At 72.0% G+C, this 18,404-nt stretch carries 17 protein-coding genes and 1 pseudogene; 4 read left to right on the top strand and 14 right to left on the bottom strand.

What is annotated here, in order from left to right; all coding sequences use genetic code 11:
- Nucleotides 1-25: 25 nt before the first annotated feature.
- Nucleotides 26-1,423 carry an MFS transporter gene (locus Scani_RS29380; protein WP_159482450.1) on the top strand — a complete coding sequence of 466 codons (1,398 nt, stop codon included), beginning with the start codon at nucleotides 26-28 and terminating at the stop codon, nucleotides 1,421-1,423.
- A gap of 260 nt (nucleotides 1,424-1,683) precedes the next feature.
- On the opposite strand, the gene Scani_RS29385 is transcribed toward Scani_RS29380, so the two are convergent.
- From Scani_RS29385 to Scani_RS29400, 4 genes are all read right to left on the bottom strand, one after another.
- The gene (locus tag Scani_RS29385) at nucleotides 1,684-3,027 is read right to left on the bottom strand and encodes a hemolysin family protein (RefSeq protein ID WP_159480809.1); all 1,344 of its coding nucleotides are present in this window, start codon (nucleotides 3,025-3,027) and stop codon (nucleotides 1,684-1,686) included.
- An 11-nt stretch (nucleotides 3,028-3,038) separates the two neighbouring features.
- Nucleotides 3,039-3,536: an rRNA maturation RNase YbeY gene (gene ybeY, locus Scani_RS29390; RefSeq protein WP_159480810.1), complete on the bottom strand. Its 498-nt coding sequence runs from the start codon at nucleotides 3,534-3,536 to the stop codon at nucleotides 3,039-3,041.
- Nucleotides 3,537-3,602: 66 nt separating this feature from the next.
- Complete coding sequence (locus tag Scani_RS29395; RefSeq protein ID WP_159480811.1) at nucleotides 3,603-4,607, bottom strand: PhoH family protein; 1,005 nt, start codon at nucleotides 4,605-4,607, stop codon at nucleotides 3,603-3,605.
- 163 nt (nucleotides 4,608-4,770) lie between these two features.
- Nucleotides 4,771-5,916: a carbohydrate kinase family protein gene (locus Scani_RS29400; protein ID WP_159480812.1), complete on the bottom strand. Its 1,146-nt coding sequence runs from the start codon at nucleotides 5,914-5,916 to the stop codon at nucleotides 4,771-4,773.
- Between the two features lie 66 nt (nucleotides 5,917-5,982).
- Here Scani_RS29400 and Scani_RS29405 point away from each other — a divergent pair, with 66 nt between their 5' ends.
- Nucleotides 5,983-7,323: a family 4 glycosyl hydrolase gene (locus Scani_RS29405; RefSeq protein WP_159480813.1), complete on the top strand. Its 1,341-nt coding sequence runs from the start codon at nucleotides 5,983-5,985 to the stop codon at nucleotides 7,321-7,323.
- A 211-nt stretch (nucleotides 7,324-7,534) separates the two neighbouring features.
- Here the strand turns inward: Scani_RS29405 and Scani_RS29410 are convergent, their stop codons facing one another.
- The 4 genes and pseudogenes from Scani_RS29410 to Scani_RS29425 all read right to left on the bottom strand — a co-directional run.
- Complete coding sequence (locus Scani_RS29410) at nucleotides 7,535-8,164, bottom strand: MBL fold metallo-hydrolase (RefSeq protein WP_159480814.1); 630 nt, start codon at nucleotides 8,162-8,164, stop codon at nucleotides 7,535-7,537.
- Nucleotides 8,164-9,249 (bottom strand): S-(hydroxymethyl)mycothiol dehydrogenase, encoded by a 1,086-nt coding sequence (locus Scani_RS29415; RefSeq protein ID WP_159480815.1) that lies wholly within the window; start codon nucleotides 9,247-9,249, stop codon nucleotides 8,164-8,166. Before Scani_RS29415 ends, Scani_RS29410 begins: the two co-directional genes overlap by 1 nt.
- Nucleotides 9,250-9,313: 64 nt before the next feature.
- The gene (locus Scani_RS29420; RefSeq protein WP_246296220.1) at nucleotides 9,314-9,835 is read right to left on the bottom strand and encodes an MFS transporter; all 522 of its coding nucleotides are present in this window, start codon (nucleotides 9,833-9,835) and stop codon (nucleotides 9,314-9,316) included.
- A 307-nt stretch (nucleotides 9,836-10,142) separates the two neighbouring features.
- Nucleotides 10,143-11,226, bottom strand: a pseudogene (locus Scani_RS29425) (enolase C-terminal domain-like protein); the annotation flags it as partial.
- Between the two features lie 137 nt (nucleotides 11,227-11,363).
- Between Scani_RS29425 and Scani_RS29430 the strand changes: the two are divergent.
- A complete protein-coding gene (locus Scani_RS29430) occupies nucleotides 11,364-12,179 on the top strand; it encodes an HAD family acid phosphatase (protein WP_159480816.1) in 816 nt (271 codons plus the stop codon).
- Between the two features lie 41 nt (nucleotides 12,180-12,220).
- On the opposite strand, the gene Scani_RS29435 is transcribed toward Scani_RS29430, so the two are convergent.
- Complete coding sequence (locus Scani_RS29435) at nucleotides 12,221-13,126, bottom strand: ribonuclease Z (RefSeq protein WP_159480817.1); 906 nt, start codon at nucleotides 13,124-13,126, stop codon at nucleotides 12,221-12,223.
- A 6-nt stretch (nucleotides 13,127-13,132) separates the two neighbouring features.
- Nucleotides 13,133-13,492 carry a histidine triad nucleotide-binding protein gene (locus Scani_RS29440; RefSeq protein ID WP_159480818.1) on the bottom strand — a complete coding sequence of 120 codons (360 nt, stop codon included), beginning with the start codon at nucleotides 13,490-13,492 and terminating at the stop codon, nucleotides 13,133-13,135.
- Nucleotides 13,493-13,728: 236 nt separating this feature from the next.
- Here Scani_RS29440 and Scani_RS29445 point away from each other — a divergent pair, with 236 nt between their 5' ends.
- A complete protein-coding gene (locus Scani_RS29445) occupies nucleotides 13,729-14,157 on the top strand; it encodes an OsmC family protein (RefSeq protein ID WP_159480819.1) in 429 nt (142 codons plus the stop codon).
- Between the two features lie 77 nt (nucleotides 14,158-14,234).
- On the opposite strand, the gene Scani_RS29450 is transcribed toward Scani_RS29445, so the two are convergent.
- The 4 genes from Scani_RS29450 to hrcA form a co-directional block, all read right to left on the bottom strand.
- On the bottom strand, nucleotides 14,235-14,978 hold the full coding sequence (locus Scani_RS29450; RefSeq protein ID WP_159480820.1) for a 16S rRNA (uracil(1498)-N(3))-methyltransferase: 744 nt from the start codon (nucleotides 14,976-14,978) through the stop codon (nucleotides 14,235-14,237).
- Nucleotides 14,975-16,063, bottom strand: a complete 1,089-nt coding sequence (locus Scani_RS29455; RefSeq protein ID WP_159480821.1) for a nitronate monooxygenase — start codon at nucleotides 16,061-16,063, stop codon at nucleotides 14,975-14,977. The genes Scani_RS29450 and Scani_RS29455 overlap by 4 nt, the downstream gene beginning before the upstream one ends.
- A gap of 96 nt (nucleotides 16,064-16,159) precedes the next feature.
- A complete protein-coding gene (dnaJ, locus tag Scani_RS29460) occupies nucleotides 16,160-17,293 on the bottom strand; it encodes a molecular chaperone DnaJ (protein WP_159480822.1) in 1,134 nt (377 codons plus the stop codon).
- Nucleotides 17,294-18,310, bottom strand: coding sequence for a heat-inducible transcriptional repressor HrcA (gene hrcA, locus Scani_RS29465; RefSeq protein ID WP_159480823.1), 1,017 nt, complete (start codon nucleotides 18,308-18,310; stop codon nucleotides 17,294-17,296). It abuts the gene before it with no gap.
- Between the last annotated feature and the right edge of the window lie 94 nt (nucleotides 18,311-18,404).

The following is an 18,404-nucleotide window of genomic DNA, read 5'->3' on the forward strand; positions in this document are numbered from 1 at the left end:
GGCTTCCGCCCGGGCCGACGCGCGGATGACCCCGCGCACCAAGCTCGTCCTGCTCCTGCTGTGTGCGGCGCAATTCATCATCGCGCTGGACTTCTCCATCCTGAACGTGGCGCTGCCCGTGCTCGGCCGGGACCTGGGCATGGGCCAGGCCGACCTGCAGTGGGCGGTCACCGCGTTCGCGCTGCCCTCCGGCGGCTTTCTGCTGCTGTCCGGCCGGATCGCCGATCTCTTCGGGCGGCGCAAGCTGTTCCTCATCGGGCTCGCGCTGTTCACCGGGGCCTCGGTGCTGGCCGCGCTCGCCTGGTCCCCGGCGGTGTTCCTGACCGGGCGCGCGCTGCAGGGACTGGGCGCGGCGGTCATCGTGCCCACCGGGATGTCCCTGCTGACCACCACCTTCGCCGAGGGCCCGCAGCGCGAACGCGCCCTGGGCATCAGCGGCACCCTGCTCTCGATGGGCTTCACCATCGGCATGGTGCTGGGCGGGGTGATGACGGACTCCCTGGGCTGGCGCTCGACCATGGGCCTGCTGGCCGTGGCCGGGGTGGCGGTCCTGGCGGCCGCCCCGGTGCTGCTGACCGAGTCCCGGCATCCCCGGCGGCCGCGGATCGATGTGCCCGGGGCGGTCACCGTCACCGGTGGCCTGCTGTCGCTGATCTACGCGCTGTCGACCGCCGCCGAACAGGGCTTCGGCCACCCGGACGTGCTGGTGACACTGGTCGCCGGCCTGGCGCTGCTGGCCGCGTTCGTGCGGGTGGAGTCACGGGCCGACCAGCCCCTGGTGTCCCTGCCGATGCTGCGCCGCCGGACCGTCGCCTGGGGCAATCTGGCGGGGCTGACGACCTTCGCGATGATGAGCACCGCCGTCTTCCTGATGACGCTCTACCTCCAGGAGGTGCTGCGGCTGTCCGCCTTCCTGACCGGTCTGGTCTTCGGGGTGCAGGGCGTGGTCTCGGCGGTCGCCGGTCTCGTCGCCCCGAAGGTCATCGGACGGCTGGGCGCCCGCCGCACCCTGCTGACCGGGCTGCTGCTGCAAGCCGGCTTCACGGCCACGCTGCTGGGGCTGGGCACCGGCAGCGGGGTGTGGCTGGCCCTGACCTCGGTGTCCTTCGCCAGCCTGGGCCACCTGTGGGCGATCATCTCCTACGGCGTGACCGCCACCTCCGGCGTCCCGGACGCCGAGCAGGGCCTGGCGACCGGGCTGGTCACCAGCTCGCAGCAGGTGGGCATCACCCTCGGCATTCCGCTGCTGAGCGCGGTCGCCTCGGCTCATATCGCCGCACTGCGGGCGGACGGCAGCGGCTTCGCGGACGCCACGCTCGGCGGCATCAAGCTGGGTCTCGGCCTGGACGCGGCGCTGGTCGCGGTGGTGGCGCTGCTCGTGGCGGCCGGGCTGCGGACGGTGCGTACGACGCGCCGCGGCTGACGGAGAAGGTGGCTGCCCCGGTCCCCCGCTCCGGGGCAGCCTGCGCGGCGAGATTTCTCTCGCGATATCTCTCCCGCATGGCGCTCGTCTCGTTCCCGACGACCGCCTGAAGATCTTTCCATGAGGTGCGCGACAGAATCCAGGCTCCCCGGAAATGGCTTGCAGAACATTTCCGGTGCACTGGAGATAAGTAACGCCATGGAGCGCGACGGCGGGAATTTCCGCCGTCAAAGGAATTACGCGGGGAATTCCCGGAACGTTCAGCCGGCGGAGCGCCCGCCCGCCCAGGGCTCCCGGGACGCGGTCGCGCCCTGGGGACGCACCGGCTCGCACAGCACCGTGATGATCTTGTTGCGGCGGCCGGCCGGGGACTCCGCGGTCAGCCGCAGCGCCTCCAGGCCCGGGTCGGACGCGTCGGCGGAGAGGTCGACCTCGGCGGTGGCACCGGCGATGGGCACCCGGCCGAGGAGCTTGGCGAGCAGTCCGCCGACCGTTTCGACGTCCTCGTCGTCCAGCTCGGCCAGACCGTACAGCTCGCCGAGGTCGCCGATGTCGAGCCGGGCCGTGACGCGATAGCGGCCGTCGCCGAGATCCTCGACGGGCGGCAGTTCCCGGTCGTATTCGTCGGTGATCTCGCCGACGATCTCTTCCAGGATGTCCTCGATGGTGACAATGCCGGCGGTGCCGCCGTATTCGTCGATGACCACCGCGACATGATTGCGGTCCTGCTGCATTTCGCGCAGCAGATCGCCCGCGTTCTTGGTGTCGGGGACGAAAACGGCGGGGCGCATGGCCGTGGAGACCAGCTCGTTCTCGGCGTCGCGGCTGATGTGGACCTTGCGGGCGAGGTCCTTGAGGTAGACCACGCCGACGACATCGTCCTCGTTCTCGCCGGTCACCGGGATGCGCGAGAAGCCGGAGCGCAGGGCGAGGGTGAGCGCCTGGCGGATGGTCTTGAAGCGCTCGACGGCGACCAGGTCCGTGCGCGGCACCATCACCTCGCGGACGAGGGTGTCGCCGAGCTGGAAGACGGAGTGCACCATCCGGCGCTCCTCGTCCTCGATCAGCGACTCCTTCTCCGCGAGGTCGACCAGCGAGCGCAGTTCGGCCTCGGAGGCGAACGGGCCCTTGCGGAAGCCCTTGCCGGGGGTGAGGGCGTTGCCGAGGAGGATCAGCAGCTGCGGGACGGGCCCCATGATGCGGGCCAGCGGCAGCAGGACGTAGGCGGCGGCGGTCGCGGTGTTCAGCGGGTGCTGACGGCCGATCGTCCGCGGCGAGACGCCGACGGCGACATAGGAGACCAGCACCATCACGGCGATGGCGACGGTCAGCGCCTGCCACGTCCTGTCGAAGGAGCGCAGGCAGGTGTAGGTGACCAGGACGCCGGCAGCCATCTCGCAGCCGACCCGCACCAGCAGGGCGACATTGAGGTAGCGGGTGGGGTCGGCGGCGACCGCGGCGAGCTTGGCGCTGCCGCGGCGGCCGGAGCGGACGGCTTCCTCGGCCCGGAAGCTGGTCGTCCGGGCCAGGCCGGCCTCCGCACAGGCGGCGAGCCAGGCGATCACGACGAGCAGGACCGCGACCGCGATCAGCTGGGTGGTCATCGGGTGTCCCGTCAGGTCACGGTGGGGGCCGGCGAGGGGCCGGTCAGGCCCTGCTCGGCGCGCCAGCCGTCGATGATCGCCGCCTGCAGGCCGAACATCTCGGCCTTCTCGTCCGGCTCCTCGTGGTCGTAGCCGAGGAGGTGGAGCACGCCGTGGACGGTGAGCAGCTGGAGCTCCTCGTCCATGCTGTGCCCGGTCGGGGCATCCTCGCCCTGCTTCTTGGCGACCTCGGGGCACAGCACGATGTCACCGAGGAGCCCCTGCGGGGGCTCCTCGTCGTCCTTGGCCGGCGGACGCAGCTCGTCCATCGGGAAGGACATGACATCGGTCGGCCCCGGCAGGTCCATCCACTGGATGTGGAGCTGCTCCATGGCCTCGGCGTCCACGACGATCACGGACAGCTCGGAGAGCGGGTGGATGCGCATCCGGGCGACGGCGTAGCGGGCGACATCGAGGATGGCCTGCTCGTCGATGTCCGTGCCGGACTCGTTGTTGACGTCGATGGACATGGGGGAGTTGCGTCTCGCTTCTGGTTGCTCGGCACGGGCCGGCCGGTGGTCCCGGCCGGCCGGGACTCACTTGCCGTTGCGGCTGTCGTACTTCTCGTAGGCGTCGACGATACGGCCGACCAGCTTGTGGCGGACCACGTCCTGGCTGGTGAGCAGGGAGAAATGCACATCGTCCACACCGTCCAGGATGTCCCGGACCTGGCGCAGACCGCTCTTCGTGCCGCCGGGGAGGTCGACCTGGGTGACATCGCCGGTGATGACGATCTTCGATTCGAAGCCGAGGCGGGTGAGGAACATCTTCATCTGCTCGGGGTTCGTGTTCTGCGCCTCGTCGAGGATGATGAACGCGTCGTTGAGCGTCCGGCCGCGCATGTACGCCAGCGGGGCGACCTCGATCGTGCCCGCGGCCATCAGGCGCGGGATGGAGTCGGGGTCGAGCATGTCGTGCAGCGCGTCGTAGAGCGGGCGCAGATACGGGTCGATCTTCTCGTAGAGCGTGCCGGGCAGGAAGCCGAGCCGCTCACCGGCCTCGACCGCGGGGCGGGTCAGGATGATGCGGTTGACCTGCTTGGCCTGCAGCGCCTGCACGGCCTTGGCCATCGCCAGGTAGGTCTTGCCGGTGCCGGCCGGACCGATGCCGAAGACCACGGTGTGCTCGTCGATGGCGTCGACATAGCGCTTCTGGTTGAGCGTCTTGGGCCGGATCGTGCGCCCGCGGTTGGACAGGATGTTCTGGGTGAGCACCTCGGCGGGCGTCTCACTCACCGCTCCCTCGCCGTCCTCCGCCGCGCGCAGCATGGCGATGGAGCGTTCCACTGCGTCCTCCGTCATCGGTTGTCCGGTGCGGAGCACCAGCATCATCTCGTCGAAGAGGCGCTGGACGAGGGCGACCTCGGCGGCGTCGCCGACAGCGCTGACTTCGTTGCCCCGGACATGGATGTCGGTCGCCGGGAAGGCTTTTTCGATCACGCGCAGAAGGGAGTCTCCGGATCCCAGAACCGTGACCATCGGGTGTTTGGCCGGGACGGTGAACTGGGCGCGCGCCTGCGGTTGCGTGGGTGTCTGCGTCATGGGGCGGCTCGGTGGCCTGCTCAACCCCCATCCTTTGCTCGTAAGAGGTGCCCGCCTGCACTCGGCCGGCACTCGACTCCTTGGGATACAAGAGTACGACGGGCCACTGACAAGCCCGAGGGCTTTTCCCCCTGGGGCGGGCCCCCGCGCCGGGCCGGGCCGCTCAGGCCGGACGGCGGAAGCCGATCGTGGGGACCGCGCGGGCCAGCGGCGCGGGCCGGTAGGCCGCGGGCAGCACCTCGTCCAGGAAGGCGTACTGGCGGCGCAGCGCGCCCGGCGCACCGGCCTCGCAGGCCCGCACCTGCTGCCACCATCCGGCGATCTCGGCCCACCCCGGCGCGGACAGCGAGCCGCCGAACTCCTGCACGGACAGCGCGGCGCTCAGCCCCGCGAAGGCGAGCCGGTCGGCGAGCGGCCAGTCGGCGAGCGTGCCGGTGACGAACCCGGCGACGAAGACGTCCCCGGCGCCCGTGGGGTCCAGCGCCTCCACGGCGATGGCGGGCACCTCGGCGCTCTCTCCGCTGCGCGCGTCCACCGCGTAGGCGCCCTCGGCACCCAGCGTGACCACCGCCAGCGGCACCCGGTCGGCGAGCTTGTGGGCGGCGTCGCGCGGGCGGTCCGTACGGGTGTAGCGCATCGCCTCCTCGGCGTTGGGCAGGAACGCCTCGCAGTGTTCGAGGTCGGCGAGGTCGGCCGGGTCCCAGCGGCCGGAGTCGTCCCAGCCCACGTCCGCGAAGATGCGGCTGCCGCGGCCGGCCGCGCAGCCCAGCCACCCCTCCCGGCGGCCCGGCACCAGCGAGGCGATGCAGGCGCGGGACGGCGGCGGGCAGCCCGGGGCGTGCTTGCCGTCGAAGGCGAAGTCGGGCGGCGGGGCCTCGTGGCCGTGCGAGACCATCGTGCGCTCGCCCTCGTACGCCATGGAAACGGTGACCGGGGAGTGCCAGCCGGGGACGGTGCGGGACAGCGCCAGGTCGATGCCCTCGCCCTGTTCGAGCGCCTCCCAGCAGTACTCGCCGTAGTGGTCGTCGCCGAAGGCCGCGGCGAGCGAGGTGCGCAGGCCGAGCCGGGCCAGCGCGGTGGCCATGTTGGCGACTCCGCCGGGGCTGGAGCCCATGCCGCGGGCCCAGGACTCGGTGCCGCGGACCGGTGCGGAATCCAGGCCGGTGAAGATGATGTCCAGGAAGACCGTGCCGGTGAGATAGACGTCGGTGGGCGGATCACCGGCGGCGCGCACCCCTGCCAGCGGATCGAGGGCCGGTGGCACTGCGGCCGGGCCCGCGGGCGGAAGGTCATCGCGTCGGCTGCTCACCGTGCTCGCTCCTCTCGTATCGGCACGTGCCGCCAGTGTGCCTGATGCTGCGGTACGTTCCGCCCCATGAGGCTGACGATTCTGGGCGGGGGCGGCTTCCGCGTGCCGCTGGTCTACCGCGCACTGCTGGACGACCCGGCACCCTCCGTCTCCGAAGTGGTGCTGCACGACACCGATCCGCGCCGGATGGCGGTGATCGCCGAGGTGCTGACGCGGCTGGCACAGGGGCATCCGGCGCCGGTGCCCATACGGGTCGAGAGCCGGCTGGACGACGCGCTCGCCGGCGCCGACTTCGTCTTCTCGGCGATCCGGGTGGGCGGCACGGCCGGCCGGATCCACGACGAGCGGATCCCGCTGTCCGAGGGGGTGCTCGGCCAGGAGACGGTCGGCGCGGGCGGCGTCCTCTACGGCCTGCGGACGGTCCCGGTGGCCCTGCACATCGCCGAGCGGGTCGCGGCGCTCGCCCCGGGGGCGTGGGTCATCAACTTCACCAACCCCGCGGGCACGGTCACCGAGGCGATGTCCCAGGTGCTCGGCGACCGCGTCATCGGGATCTGCGATTCGCCGGTGGGGCTGGTGCGCCGCGCGGCGCGGGCGGCCGGCGCGGACCCGGCGGCCCTCGCCGATCCGGCCCGGGCGAGCTACGACTACGTGGGGCTCAACCACCTCGGCTGGCTGCGGTCGTTGACGCTGGACGGCACCGATCTGCTGCCGGGCCTGCTCGCCGACGACGCCGCGCTGGCCTCCTTCGAGGAGGGCCGGCTCTTCGGCGCCGACTGGCTGCGGGCCCTGGGCGTGCTCCCCAACGAGTATCTGCACTACTACTACTTCCGCCGCGAGACCCTCGGCTCCGTACGGGACACCCGGGAGACCCGCGGCGAGTTCCTCGACCAGCAGCAGGGCGGCTTCTTCGAGCGGGCCGCGGCGGCCGGCGGCCCGGAGCGGGCGTACGAGCTGTGGGAGCGCACCCGGCTGGAGCGCGAGGAGACGTACATGGCGCACAGCCGGGAGGCCTCCGGCGGCTGGCAGCGCGACAGCCACGACCTGGAGGGCGGCGGCTACGACCGGGTGGCGCTGGCGTTGATGCACGCGATCGTGAGCGACAGCAGGACCCGGCTGATCCTCAACGTCCGCAACGGGACGACGGTGCCGCAGCTGGCACCGGACGCGATCGTGGAGACGGTGTGCGAGGTGAGCGCCCAGGGCGCCAGGCCGCTGCCCTGCGCACCGCTGCCGGACGCCCAGTTGGGGCTGATGCTGCAGGTCAAGGCGGTGGAGCGGGCGACCGTGGAGGCGGCGACCTACAAGGACAGGAGCGCCGCACTGCGGGCGCTGGCGCTGCATCCGCTGGTGGACTCCCCCGCGGTGGCCGCCCGCATCCTGGAACGGGCGGCCACGGAGGCGTGAAGCCACCCGGGCGCGAAGCCCCGCGGCGTCACACCACGGAACACCTTCCGCCCGCCCCGTGGTCACGCCACGGAACACCTTCCGCCCCGCCCCGCCCCGCCCCGTGGCCACGCTCCGGAATACCCTCCGCCCCCGCCACGTTGCGGCCCAGCAGGGGGCGTCCGCACCCCCTACGGGATGTGTTCGCCCCCCACCTAATGGCCCCGCTTGCCTAATGGCCCCGCTTGATCCACTCCTCCAGGTGCGGGGCCTCCGCGCCGATCGTCGTCGGGTCGCCGTGTCCGGTGCGCACCTGCGTCGTCGGCGGGAGGGTCAGCAGCCGCTCCCTGATCGAGGCCACGATCGTCGGGAAGTCCGAGAAGGACCGGCCGGTGGCGCCGGGGCCGCCCTGGAAGAGGGTGTCTCCGGTGAAGACGGTGCCCAGCTCGGGGGCGTGGAGGCAGACCGCGCCGGGCGCATGACCCGGGGTGTGCAGCACGGTCAGGTCCGTACCGGCGATGGTCAGCACCTGGCCGTCCGCCAGCTCCGCGTCCGGTGCGGTGTCCGCGTGGGTCATCTTCCACAGCGGCAGGTCGGCGGGGTGCAGATGGATCCGGGCGCCGGTGCGGGAGGCCAGCGCCGGGGCCGCGTCGATGTGGTCGTTGTGCCCATGGGTGCAGACGATCGCGCGCAGCGTCCGGCCGCCGAGGGCTTCGAGGATGGCGTCGGCGTCATGGGCGGCGTCGATGACGATCGCCTCCTCGTCGTCGCCGACGATCCATACGTTGTTGTCGACGTCCCAGGTGCCGCCGTCGAGGGAGAAGGTTCCGGAGGTGACCAGGTGGTCGATGCGCGCCGCCATCAGAAGGTCACCACCGATCGCAGGACGTCGCCCGACTCCATCCGCCCGAAGGCCTGCTCCACGTCGTCGATGCCGATGGTCTCCGTGACGAACGCCCCCAGGTCGATCCGGCCCTGCAGATGCAGGTCGATCAGCATGGGGAAGTCGCGGGAGGGCAGACAGTCGCCGTACCAGGAGGATTTGAGGGCGCCGCCGCGGCCGAAGACGTCCAGGAGGGGGAGTTCCAGGGTCATGTCCGGGGTGGGGACGCCGACCAGGACGACGGTTCCGGCCAGATCGCGGGCGTAGAACGCCTGCCGGTAGGTCTCGGGGCGGCCGACCGCGTCGATGACGACGTCCGCGCCGAAACCGCCGGTCAGCTCGCGGACCGCCTCGACGGGGTCGGTGGAACGGGAGTTGACCGTGTGGGTGGCGCCCATGGAGCGCGCGGTCTCCAGCTTGCGGTCGTCGATGTCCACCGCGACGATCGTGACCGCACCGGCCAGCCGCGCGCCCACCACGGCCGCGTCGCCGACGCCGCCGCAGCCGATGACCGCGACCGAATCGCCCCGCCCGACACCGCCGGTGTTCAGCGCGGCGCCGATGCCCGCCATCACCCCGCAGCCCAGCAGTCCGGCCACCTCGGGCGCCACCCGGGGGTCGACCTTGGTGCACTGCCCGGAGGCGACCAGTGTCTTGTCGGCGAAGGCACCGATGCCCAGCGCCGGACTCAGCTCCGTGCCGTCCTTCAGCGTCATCTTCTGGCGGGCGTTGTGGGTGTCGAAGCAGTACTGGGGGCGCCCCCGCAGACACGCACGGCACTGGCCGCACACCGCGCGCCAGTTGAGGACGACGAAGTCCCCCGGCGCCACGTCGGTGACCCCGGCGCCGACCGACTCCACCACGCCGGCCGCCTCGTGTCCGAGCAGGAACGGGAAGTCGTCGTTGATGCCGCCCTGCTTGTAGTGCAGATCGGTGTGGCACACCCCGCACGCCTGGATCTTCACCACGGCCTCGCCGGGACCCGGGTCCGGCACCAGGATGGTCTCCAGCCGGACCGGTTCGTTCTTCCCCGGCGCAATGACGCCGCGCACTTCCTGTGCCATCGGGACAGCCCCTTTCAAAGATCACGTACGGGACCACTGTGGCGCACCGCCACTGAGCCGTGCCTCACCGTACGCGTGCCGGGCCACCGCGCACAGGACCACGGCCGGGTCCGTGATCCCCGGCCCGGGGCCGCCGGCCGCGCGCCCGCTCGTGGTGCCCGCCGCCGCGGACCAGCGCGATGCTCAGCGCGGCCAGGACGCCCTCCACCGACAGCCCGACGAGCCCGCCGCGGGTCGAGCCGGTGGCGTCCTGGAGGATGCCGAAGGCGGTCGGCGAGACGAAACCGCCGAGGTTGCCCAGGGAGTTGACCAGCGCGATGGCGGGCGCCGCGATCCGCGCGTCCAGGTAGCTCTGCGGAATCGTCCAGAAGACCGGGGAGGACGTCTTGAAGCCCATCGCCGCGAGGCACAGGGCGGCCAGGGCGAACCAGGGGGAGACCAGGGTGGCCAGCAGGGTGCCGGCGGCCCCGGCCAGCAGCGCGCCGGCCAGGAACGGCCGCCGCCGGCCCGTGCGGTCCGAGGCCCGCCCGGTGACGTACACCGCGCCGAGGGCGCACAGCCAGGGCACCGCGACCAGCAGCCCCACCTGGAACCCGGAGCGTACGCGAGGAAGAACAGGCCGGTGCCGAAGCCGAAGGCGGCCGCGGAGATGCCGACGTCGGCGCGCAACTGGTTTTGGGCGAAGCCGATGTTGACGCGGTCGACGTAGTTGGCGACGAACATCACGAAGAACAGCGGGACGACCCGCTTGAAGATCTTCCGCACGGCGCTGTGCAGGTGCGGGTCGCCGGATGCGCCGGGGGCGGGGTGGTCGGGGGCGGTGCTCACATGCGACTCCGTTGTCGTCGGGCCGCCCGGGGGCGGCCGGGGAGCAGGGGCGTGGCCCCCGGCGGTCACCAGCGGGGAAGCGCGGGGGTCACCCAGGCCGGATCGGCGTGCCGCATCGCCGCGGCGTCGTCGCGGTCGCGCAGGCCGCCGTCGTCGGCCAGCCAGCGGCGGTGCAGTACGGCGAGCCGGTCGCGGTCGAGGGTGACGCCGAGGCCGGGGGCGTCGCCGACGTCCGGCCGGCCGTCGCGGAAGGTGAGCCGCTCGGTGAGGACGTCCTCGGTCTGCCAGGGGTAGTGGCTGTCGCAGGCGTGGTCGAGGTGCGGCACCGTCGCCGCGACCTGCGCCATCGCGGCGAGGCTGATGCCCAGGTGGGTGTTGGAGTGCATGGACAGGCCGACGCCGAAGGCCCGGCAGACGGCGGCGAGTTCGCGGGTGGCGCGCAGCCCGCCCCAGTAGTGGTGGTCGCTGAGCACGATCCGGACGGCGCCGCGGGTGAACGCCCCGCGATCTCCTCGACGGTCGTCACGCACATGTTCGTGGCGAGCGGGAGGGGCGTGCCGGCCGCGACCTCCGCCATCCGGGCGGTGCCGCTCGTCGGGTCCTCCAGGTACTCCAGGACGTCCCGCAGCTCGTCCGCGACCTCCAGCGAGGTGCGCACGCTCCAGGCGCCGTTGGGGTCGATGCGCAGCGGCTGCCCGGGGAACTCGGCGGCCAGCGCCCGGACGGCGGCGATCTCCTGCGCGGGGGCGAAGACGCCGCCCTTGAGCTTGAAGGAGGTGAAGCCGTAGGTGTCGGCGCAGCGGCGGGCCTGGGCGACGACGCCGGCGGGGTCGAGCGCCGCGCCCCAGTCGTCGCGCTCCCCGCGGCGGCCGGGGTGCTCGGCCCAGCGGTAGAAGAGGTAGGCGCTGAACTCCACCCGGTCGCGGCCGGGGAATCACCGCACACCTCGGCGGCGAGCGCGGGCAGGGTGTTCAGGTCCGTGACCGAACGGCCGATCAGCGCACCGGCCAACGGCCGGGCCAGCTCCAGGTACTCGGTGTCCCCGTAGGTCTCGCCGAGCCCGGTGGCACCGCCCTCGGTGGTCAGCTCGATGATCAGCCGGGGCGTGTAGGGCTGGATGTAGATGGCGTCTACAGATGGAGTTGGAGGTTAGGGATCTCGCCTCGCGACCGTCAAGAGCCCGCGCGACGCGAGCCTTTACCAAGGGTTGAATCTTCGCGCGTAGATACCGAATTGAGGCTCTGTTAGACCTACGGGGTCCCTTCACATCTCCCAAGGAGCCGCGCATGCCCCGCCCCACCCGTTTCCGCCCCGCCCTCTCCCGCAGGGCCCGCCTCGGCGCGGCGACGGTCACCGCCCTCGTCGCCGGCACCGCGGCCTTCGGCGTCGGCCAGGCCACCGCCGAACACTCCGTGCCGCGCACCGACAAGGAGATCCCCAACCTCACGCAGGTACAGGACAAGATCAAGGCGTACTACGGCGACACGGTGACGGCGGACGGCGAGCACTACGCCTCCCCGCACAGCAACTACGCACGGCAGGTCCGCGGCATCGAGGCCAAGGCCCGCACCTACCTGTCCAAGGCCCTCGCCCGGCACGACCGGACGGGCAAGAAGGCCAAGCCGGCCATCGTCCTCGACATCGACGACACCACCCTGCTCACCTACAACTACGAGCTCCAGGTGGGCTTCCACTTCACCGAGGAGAGCCAGGACAAGTACCTGGCCCACACCGACATGGACCCGGTCTTCGGCATGAACCGGCTCGTCAACTGGGCGCACGACAAGGGCGCCGAGGTCTTCTTCCTGACCGGCCGCAAGGAGGCGCAGCGCGCCTGGAGCGTCCGCAACCTCGAAAACGTCGGCTACGACGTGGCGCTGGACCGCCGGCACGTCTTCCTGAAGGACAAGGAGCACCCGCCGGCCTACCTGCCCTGCGGTGCCACCTGCACGACCGTCGAGTACAAGTCGGGCACCCGCAAGCACATCGAGTCCCTCGGCTACGACGTCGTCGCCAACTTCGGGGACCAGTACAGCGATCTGAACGGCGGCGCCGGCGACCGGACGTTCAAGATGCCGAACCCGATGTACTTCCTGCCGTAGCGGCACGGCGCCCGCCCGGCGGACCGTCCTCCGCCGGGCGTTCAGCGCCGCTTGGGCACCGGCACCCGCATCAGGTCCCTGGCGATGGTCAGCTCGCCCGTGAAGCCCGCCGCGCGGGCCTGCCGCTCGAACTGGGCGGGGTCGTCGTAGCGCTGCGAGAAATGCGTCAGCACGAGGTGCCGCACGCCCGCCGACGCCGCCACCCCTGCCGCCTGCCCGGCGGTCAGATGCCCGTGGTCGGTGGCCAGTTGGACGTCCTCGTCCAGGAACGTCGACTCGATCACCAACATGTCCGCCCCCTCCGCGAGCGCATGGACGCCCTCGCACAGCCGGGTGTCCATGACGAACGCGAACCGCTGGCCGGGGCGCAGCTCGCTCACCTCGTCGAGGGTGACGCCGTTCAGCTCGCCGAGCCGCCGCAGGCGCCCGACGTCCGGTCCGGCGATGCCGTGCGCCGCCAGCTTCTCCGGCAGCATCCGGCGCGCGTCCGGTTCGACGAGGCGGTAGCCGTACGACTCGACCGGGTGCGAGAGCTTGCGCGCCTCCAGGACGTACGACTCCGAGCGCTCCAGCTCCCCGTCGACGGCCACCGGCCGCTGGACCAGGCGCACCGTCTCCCGGTACGCGGTGGCATAGCGCAGCCGGTCGAAGAAGTGCTCGCCGCTGGCCGGGTAGTGGGCGGTGACCGGGTGCGGCACCCGGTCGAGGTTGATCCGCTGGATCACCCCGGCCAGGCCGAGCGAGTGGTCGCCGTGGAAGTGCGTGACGCAGATCCGGTGGAGGTCGTGAGCGGCGACCCCGGCCCGCAGCATCTGGCGCTGGGTCCCCTCGCCGGGGTCGAAGAGCAGCCCCTGGCCGTCCCAGCGCAGCACATAGCCGTTGTGGTTGCGGTGTCGCGTGGGGACCTGGCTCGCGGTGCCGAGGACCACCAGTTCACGTACGGACACGGTCACTCATCCAGGGGGCCACTGGAGGCCGCGGCCGCCGAGCACGTGCAGATGGGCGTGGAAGACGGTCTGGCCCGCGCCGGCGCCGGTGTTGAAGACGACCCGGTAGCCCCGGTCCTCGACCTTGTCCTCGGCGGCGACCTCGCGGGACTCGCGCAGTATGTCGGCGATGATCTGCGGTTCGGCGGCGGCCAGGCTCGCGGCGTCCGGGTAGTGCACCTTGGGGATCACCAGGACGTGCGTGGGCGCCTGGGGGTTGATGTCGCGGAACGCGACGGTGGTGTCGGTCTCCCGGACGATGGTCGCCGGAACCTCCCCCGCCACGATCTTGCAGAACAGGCAGTCGGCCTGCGGTTCTCCCGCCACCGGCGGCACCTCCCGGGTCGTGTGCCGTACGCACGGTGCGCACGGCCTCGGATGCTACCGGGCGGGCCGTGGCCCAGGGCCCACCCCACCCCCATGCCGCGCGGCCGCCCCGCCCGCGCGCACGCACGGAAGCGCCCGTGGCCGGCGCCGCCACGGCCCGCCGTCGCCGCATCGGCACGCCGCGCCCCCTAAGCTGGCCGGTGATCGCTTACGCCCACGACCGGGAGTTGTGCACCATGGCCACCACGCGCACCGCCAAGACCCACTGGGAAGGCAACCTCATGGAGGGCAAGGGCACCGTCGCCCTGGAGTCCTCCAAGGTCGGTACGTACGACGTGAACTGGCCCGCCCGCGCGGAACAGCCCAACGGGGTCACCAGCCCCGAGGAGCTCATCGCGGCGGCCCACTCCTCCTGCTACTCCATGGCCTTCTCGCACGGCCTGGCGGGCAAGGGGTACACCGTCGAGTCCCTGGACACCCAGGCCGACGTCACCTTCCAGCCCGGTGAGGGCATCACCGGCATCGCGCTGACCGTCAAGGCCCGCGTCCCCGGCCTGTCCGAGGAGGACTTCCAGGCGGCGGCCCAGGACGCCAAGGCCAACTGCCCGGTCAGTCAGGCGCTCGCGGGCGTCAAGAACATCACGCTGGCGGCGGAGCTGGTCTGACCGGCGCACCGGGACCCAGCTCCTGCGTCACCCTCCCGCCGTCCGCCCGGGGCGGGCGGCGGGGGTGACGGCAGGGGTCAGCTCCAGCGCCCCGTACGCCCCAGCAGCAGCGCCGTGGCCGCGGTGCCCGCCGTGGAGGTGCGCAGCACGGTCGTCCCCAGACGGTAGGGCTCGGCTCCCGCCTCGGCGAAGAGGGTGAGCTCCTCCGGGGAGACACCACCCTCCGGACCGACGACGAGCACGATCCGGCCTTCGGCGGGGAGCGCGGCCGTGGCGAGCGGGGAGCTGCCCTCCTCGTGGAGGACGGCCGCGAAGTCGGCGTCGGCGAGCAGGCCGGCGACCTGCTTGGTCGTCAGCGGATCGGCGACCTCGGGGAAGGTCAGCCGGCGCGACTGCTTGCCCGCCTCACGGGCCGTGGCGCGCCATTTGCCCAGCGACTTGGCCGCCCGCTCACCCTTCCACTGGGTCACGCAACGCGCCGCCGCCCAGGGGACGATGGCGTCCACGCCGGTCTCGGTCATCGTCTCGACGGCGAGTTCGCCGCGATCGCCCTTGGGGAGCGCCTGGACGACGGTGATCGTGGGGTTCGGCGACGCCTCGCTGCGCAGTGCGGTGACCGCGACGGTGAGCCGGTCCTTGCCCTCGACGGCGGCGACCGTGCCGTGCGCGCCCGTGCCGTGACCGTCCGTCAGGACGACCTCCTCACCGGCCCGCAGCCGGCGCACCGACACCGCGTGCCGGCCCTCGGGACCGTCCAGGGTCAGGGTGCCGCCGGCCCGTACGTCCGCGAGCGAATCGACGAGGAAGACCGGCGCGGTCATGCGGCGCCACCGGCGCCCGGGAGACTCAACGCGGCGCGCGCCGCGTCCAGTTCGACCGCGAGTACTTCCACGAGCCGCCCGGCGGGCAGCTCCCGCGCCAGCCGGTGCCCCTGCCCCGCCCACAGGTTCATGCCCTGCGCGTCGCCCGCTTTGGCGGCGGCCTTGCGCACGGTGGAGGTGAGGTAGTGGACGGCGGGGTAGGCGGCCGGGGCGTACGGGCCGTGCTCGCGCATGAAGCGGTTCACCAGTCCGCGGGCCGGCCGGCCGGAGAACGCCCGGGTCAACTCCGTATGCGTGAACAGCGGGTTGGTCAGTGCCTGCTTGTGCAGCGGGTTCGCACCCGATTCGGGGGTGGCGAGGAAGGCGGTGCCCAGCTGCGCCATGCTCGCCCCGGCAGCCAGCACGGAGGCGATCTGCGCCCCGCGCATCAGCCCGCCCGCGGCGATCACCGGGATCTGCACGGCCTCGCGGACCTGGCCGAGCAGCGCCAGCAGGCCCAGCCCGGAGCCGGTCCCGTCCGCATGCGGATCGTCCCGGTGGGTGCCCTGGTGACCGCCGGCCTCCACGCCCTGCACACACACCGCATCGGCGCCCGACCACTGCGCGGCCTGCGCCTCGGCGGCCGTGGTGACCGTGACGACGGTGTACGTACCGACCTTGGCGAAGGCGTCGAGGACGGCGCGCGAGGGGCAGCCGAAGGTGAAGGACACCACCGGCACCGGGTCGTCCCGCAGGATCGCGAGCTTGGCCTCGTAGCCGTCGTCGATGGGCCCGTCGGTGTCACCGAGCTCGGTCTCGTACCAGGTGGCCTCGCCCGCGAGCTGCTCGCGGTAGACCTCGACGACGGAGCCGTCGGCCAGCGACGGCTGCGGCATGAAGAGGTTGACGCCGAAGGGCCGGTCGGTCAGCGACCGCAGCTGTTTGATCTCCTGGTACATGCCGTCGGCGGTTTTGTAGCCGGCGGCGAGGAAGCCGAGACCGCCGGCGCCGCAGACAGCGGCGGCCAGCTCGGGTCCTGAGCCGCCTCCCGCCATCGGGGCCTGCACGATCGGGTAGCGGCAGAGATCGGTCAGCGCGGTGGGCATGAGCACATCGTGTCACGCCCACCGCCCCGTTCCGAACCGGGGCCGCGGGCGCCGCAGCGGCCCGGAGAACGGCAGCGCCCCCGGGCCCACCTGGGGCTATCGCCCGTTGAACGCATCCTTCAGACGCGAGAACAAGCCCTGCTGCCCCGGCTGGAACTGCCCCGTGGGCCGCTCCTCGCCGCGGAGCTTGGCCAGCCGCCGCAGCAGCTCTTCCTGGTCGGGGTCGAGCTTGGACGGCGTCATCACCTCGACGTGGACGATCAGATCGCCCCGGCCGCCGCCGCGCAGATGGGTCACCCCGCGCTGGTGCAGCGGGATCGACTGGCCGGACTGGGTGCCGGGCCGGACATCGATCTCCTCCACCCCGTCCAGCGTCTCCAGCGGGCACTTGGTGCCCAGCGCCGCCGCCGTCATCGGGATGGTGACCGTGCAGTGCAGATCGTCGCCGCGCCGCTGGAAGACCTGGTGCGCGACCTCGTGGATCTCCACATAGAGATCACCGGCCGGGCCGCCGCCGGGGCCGACCTCGCCCTCGCCCGCGAGCTGGATGCGGGTGCCGTTGTCGACACCGGCCGGGATCTTGACGGTCAGCGTGCGGCGGGAGCGGATCCGGCCGTCGCCGGCGCACTCGGGGCACGGGGTCGGCACGACCGTGCCGAAGCCCTGGCACTGCGGGCACGGCCTGGACGTCATGACCTGGCCCAGGAAGGACCGGGTGACCTGCGAGACCTCACCGCGGCCGCGGCACATGTCACAGGTCTGCGCCGAGGTGCCGGGCGCCGCGCCCTCGCCCGTGCAGGTCGTACAGACGACGGCGGTGTCGACCTGGATGTCCTTGGTCGTGCCGAAGGCCGCTTCGTTCAGCTCGATGTCGAGCCGGATCATGGCGTCCTGCCCGCGGCGGGTGCGCGAGCGCGGCCCGCGCTGCGACGCGGTGCCGAAGAAGGCGTCCATGATGTCGGAGAAGTTGCCGAAGCCCGCGCCGAAGCCCGCGCCCTGGCCGCCGTTGGCCTGCGAGAGCGGGTCGCCGCCGAGGTCGTAGACCTGCTTCTTCTGCGGGTCCGACAGCACCTCGTAAGCGGCGTTGATCTCCTTGAACCGCTCCTGGGTCTTCGGATCCGGGTTCACATCCGGGTGCAGCTCGCGCGCCAGGCGACGGAAGGCTTTCTTGATCTGGTCCTGCGAGGCGTCGCGGCCGACGCCGAGGACCGAGTAGTAGTCCGTGGCCACTTACGACTCCGCGAGGATTTGTCCGACGTAACGTGCCACTGCGCGTACCGCTCCCATCGTTCCGGGGTAGTCCATGCGGGTCGGTCCGACCACGCCGAGTTTGGCGACTGCCTCGTCGCCCGAACCGTAGCCGACCGTGACGACCGATGTGGACGCCAGGCCTTCATGGGCATTCTCATGCCCGATGCGTACGGTCATGCCCGAGTCCTTGGCCTCGCCGAGCAGCTTGAGCATCACCACATGCTCCTCGAGGGCCTCCAGCACCGGCCGGATGGTCAGGGGGAAATCGTGCCCGAAGCGGGTGAGATTGGCGGTGCCGCCGATCATCAGCCGTTCCTCGGTCTCTTCCACCAGAGTTTCCAGCAACACCGACAGCACTGTCGAGACCGTGCCGCGGTCGTCCTGCTCGAAGGACTCCGGGAGATCCTGCACCAACTGCGGCACATCCGCGAACCGGCGGCCGACGACCCTGCTGTTGAGCCGCGCCCGCAGATCCGCCAGGGACGTCTCGCCGAACGGCGCCTGGCAGTCGATGAGCCGCTGTTCGACCCGGCCGGTGTCCGTGATCAGGACGAGCATCAGCCGGGCCGGGGCCAGGGCCAGCAGCTCGACGTGCCGGACCGTGGACCGGGTCAGCGACGGATACTGCACGACGGCGACCTGCCGGGTCAGCTGCGCCAGCAGCCGGACCGTGCGGCCCACCACGTCGTCGAGGTCGACGGCGCCGTCCAGGAAATTCTGGATCGCCCGCCGTTCCGGGCTGGAGAGCGGCTTGACGCCGGCCAGCTTGTCGACGAACAGGCGGTAGCCCTTGTCGGTCGGGATCCGCCCGGCGCTGGTGTGCGGCTGGGCGATGAACCCCTCGTCCTCCAGGGCCGCCATGTCGTTGCGGACGGTGGCCGGGGAGACCCCGAGCCGGTGGCGTTCGGTGAGCGCCTTGGAGCCGACCGGCTCCTCCGTCCCGACGTAGTCCTGGACGATGGCGCGCAGCACCTCCAGCCTGCGTTCACTGAGCATCCCGCGCACCTCCAGTCCGGCCGTCCGCCGTCTCGTCTCTCCTGGCACTCACCCGGGCCGAGTGCCAGACCTTGAGCCAGTGTACGGCCGGGTA

Origin of the sequence: Streptomyces caniferus, assembly GCF_009811555.1 — a bacterium.
Taxonomy (GTDB): domain Bacteria; phylum Actinomycetota; class Actinomycetes; order Streptomycetales; family Streptomycetaceae; genus Streptomyces; species Streptomyces caniferus.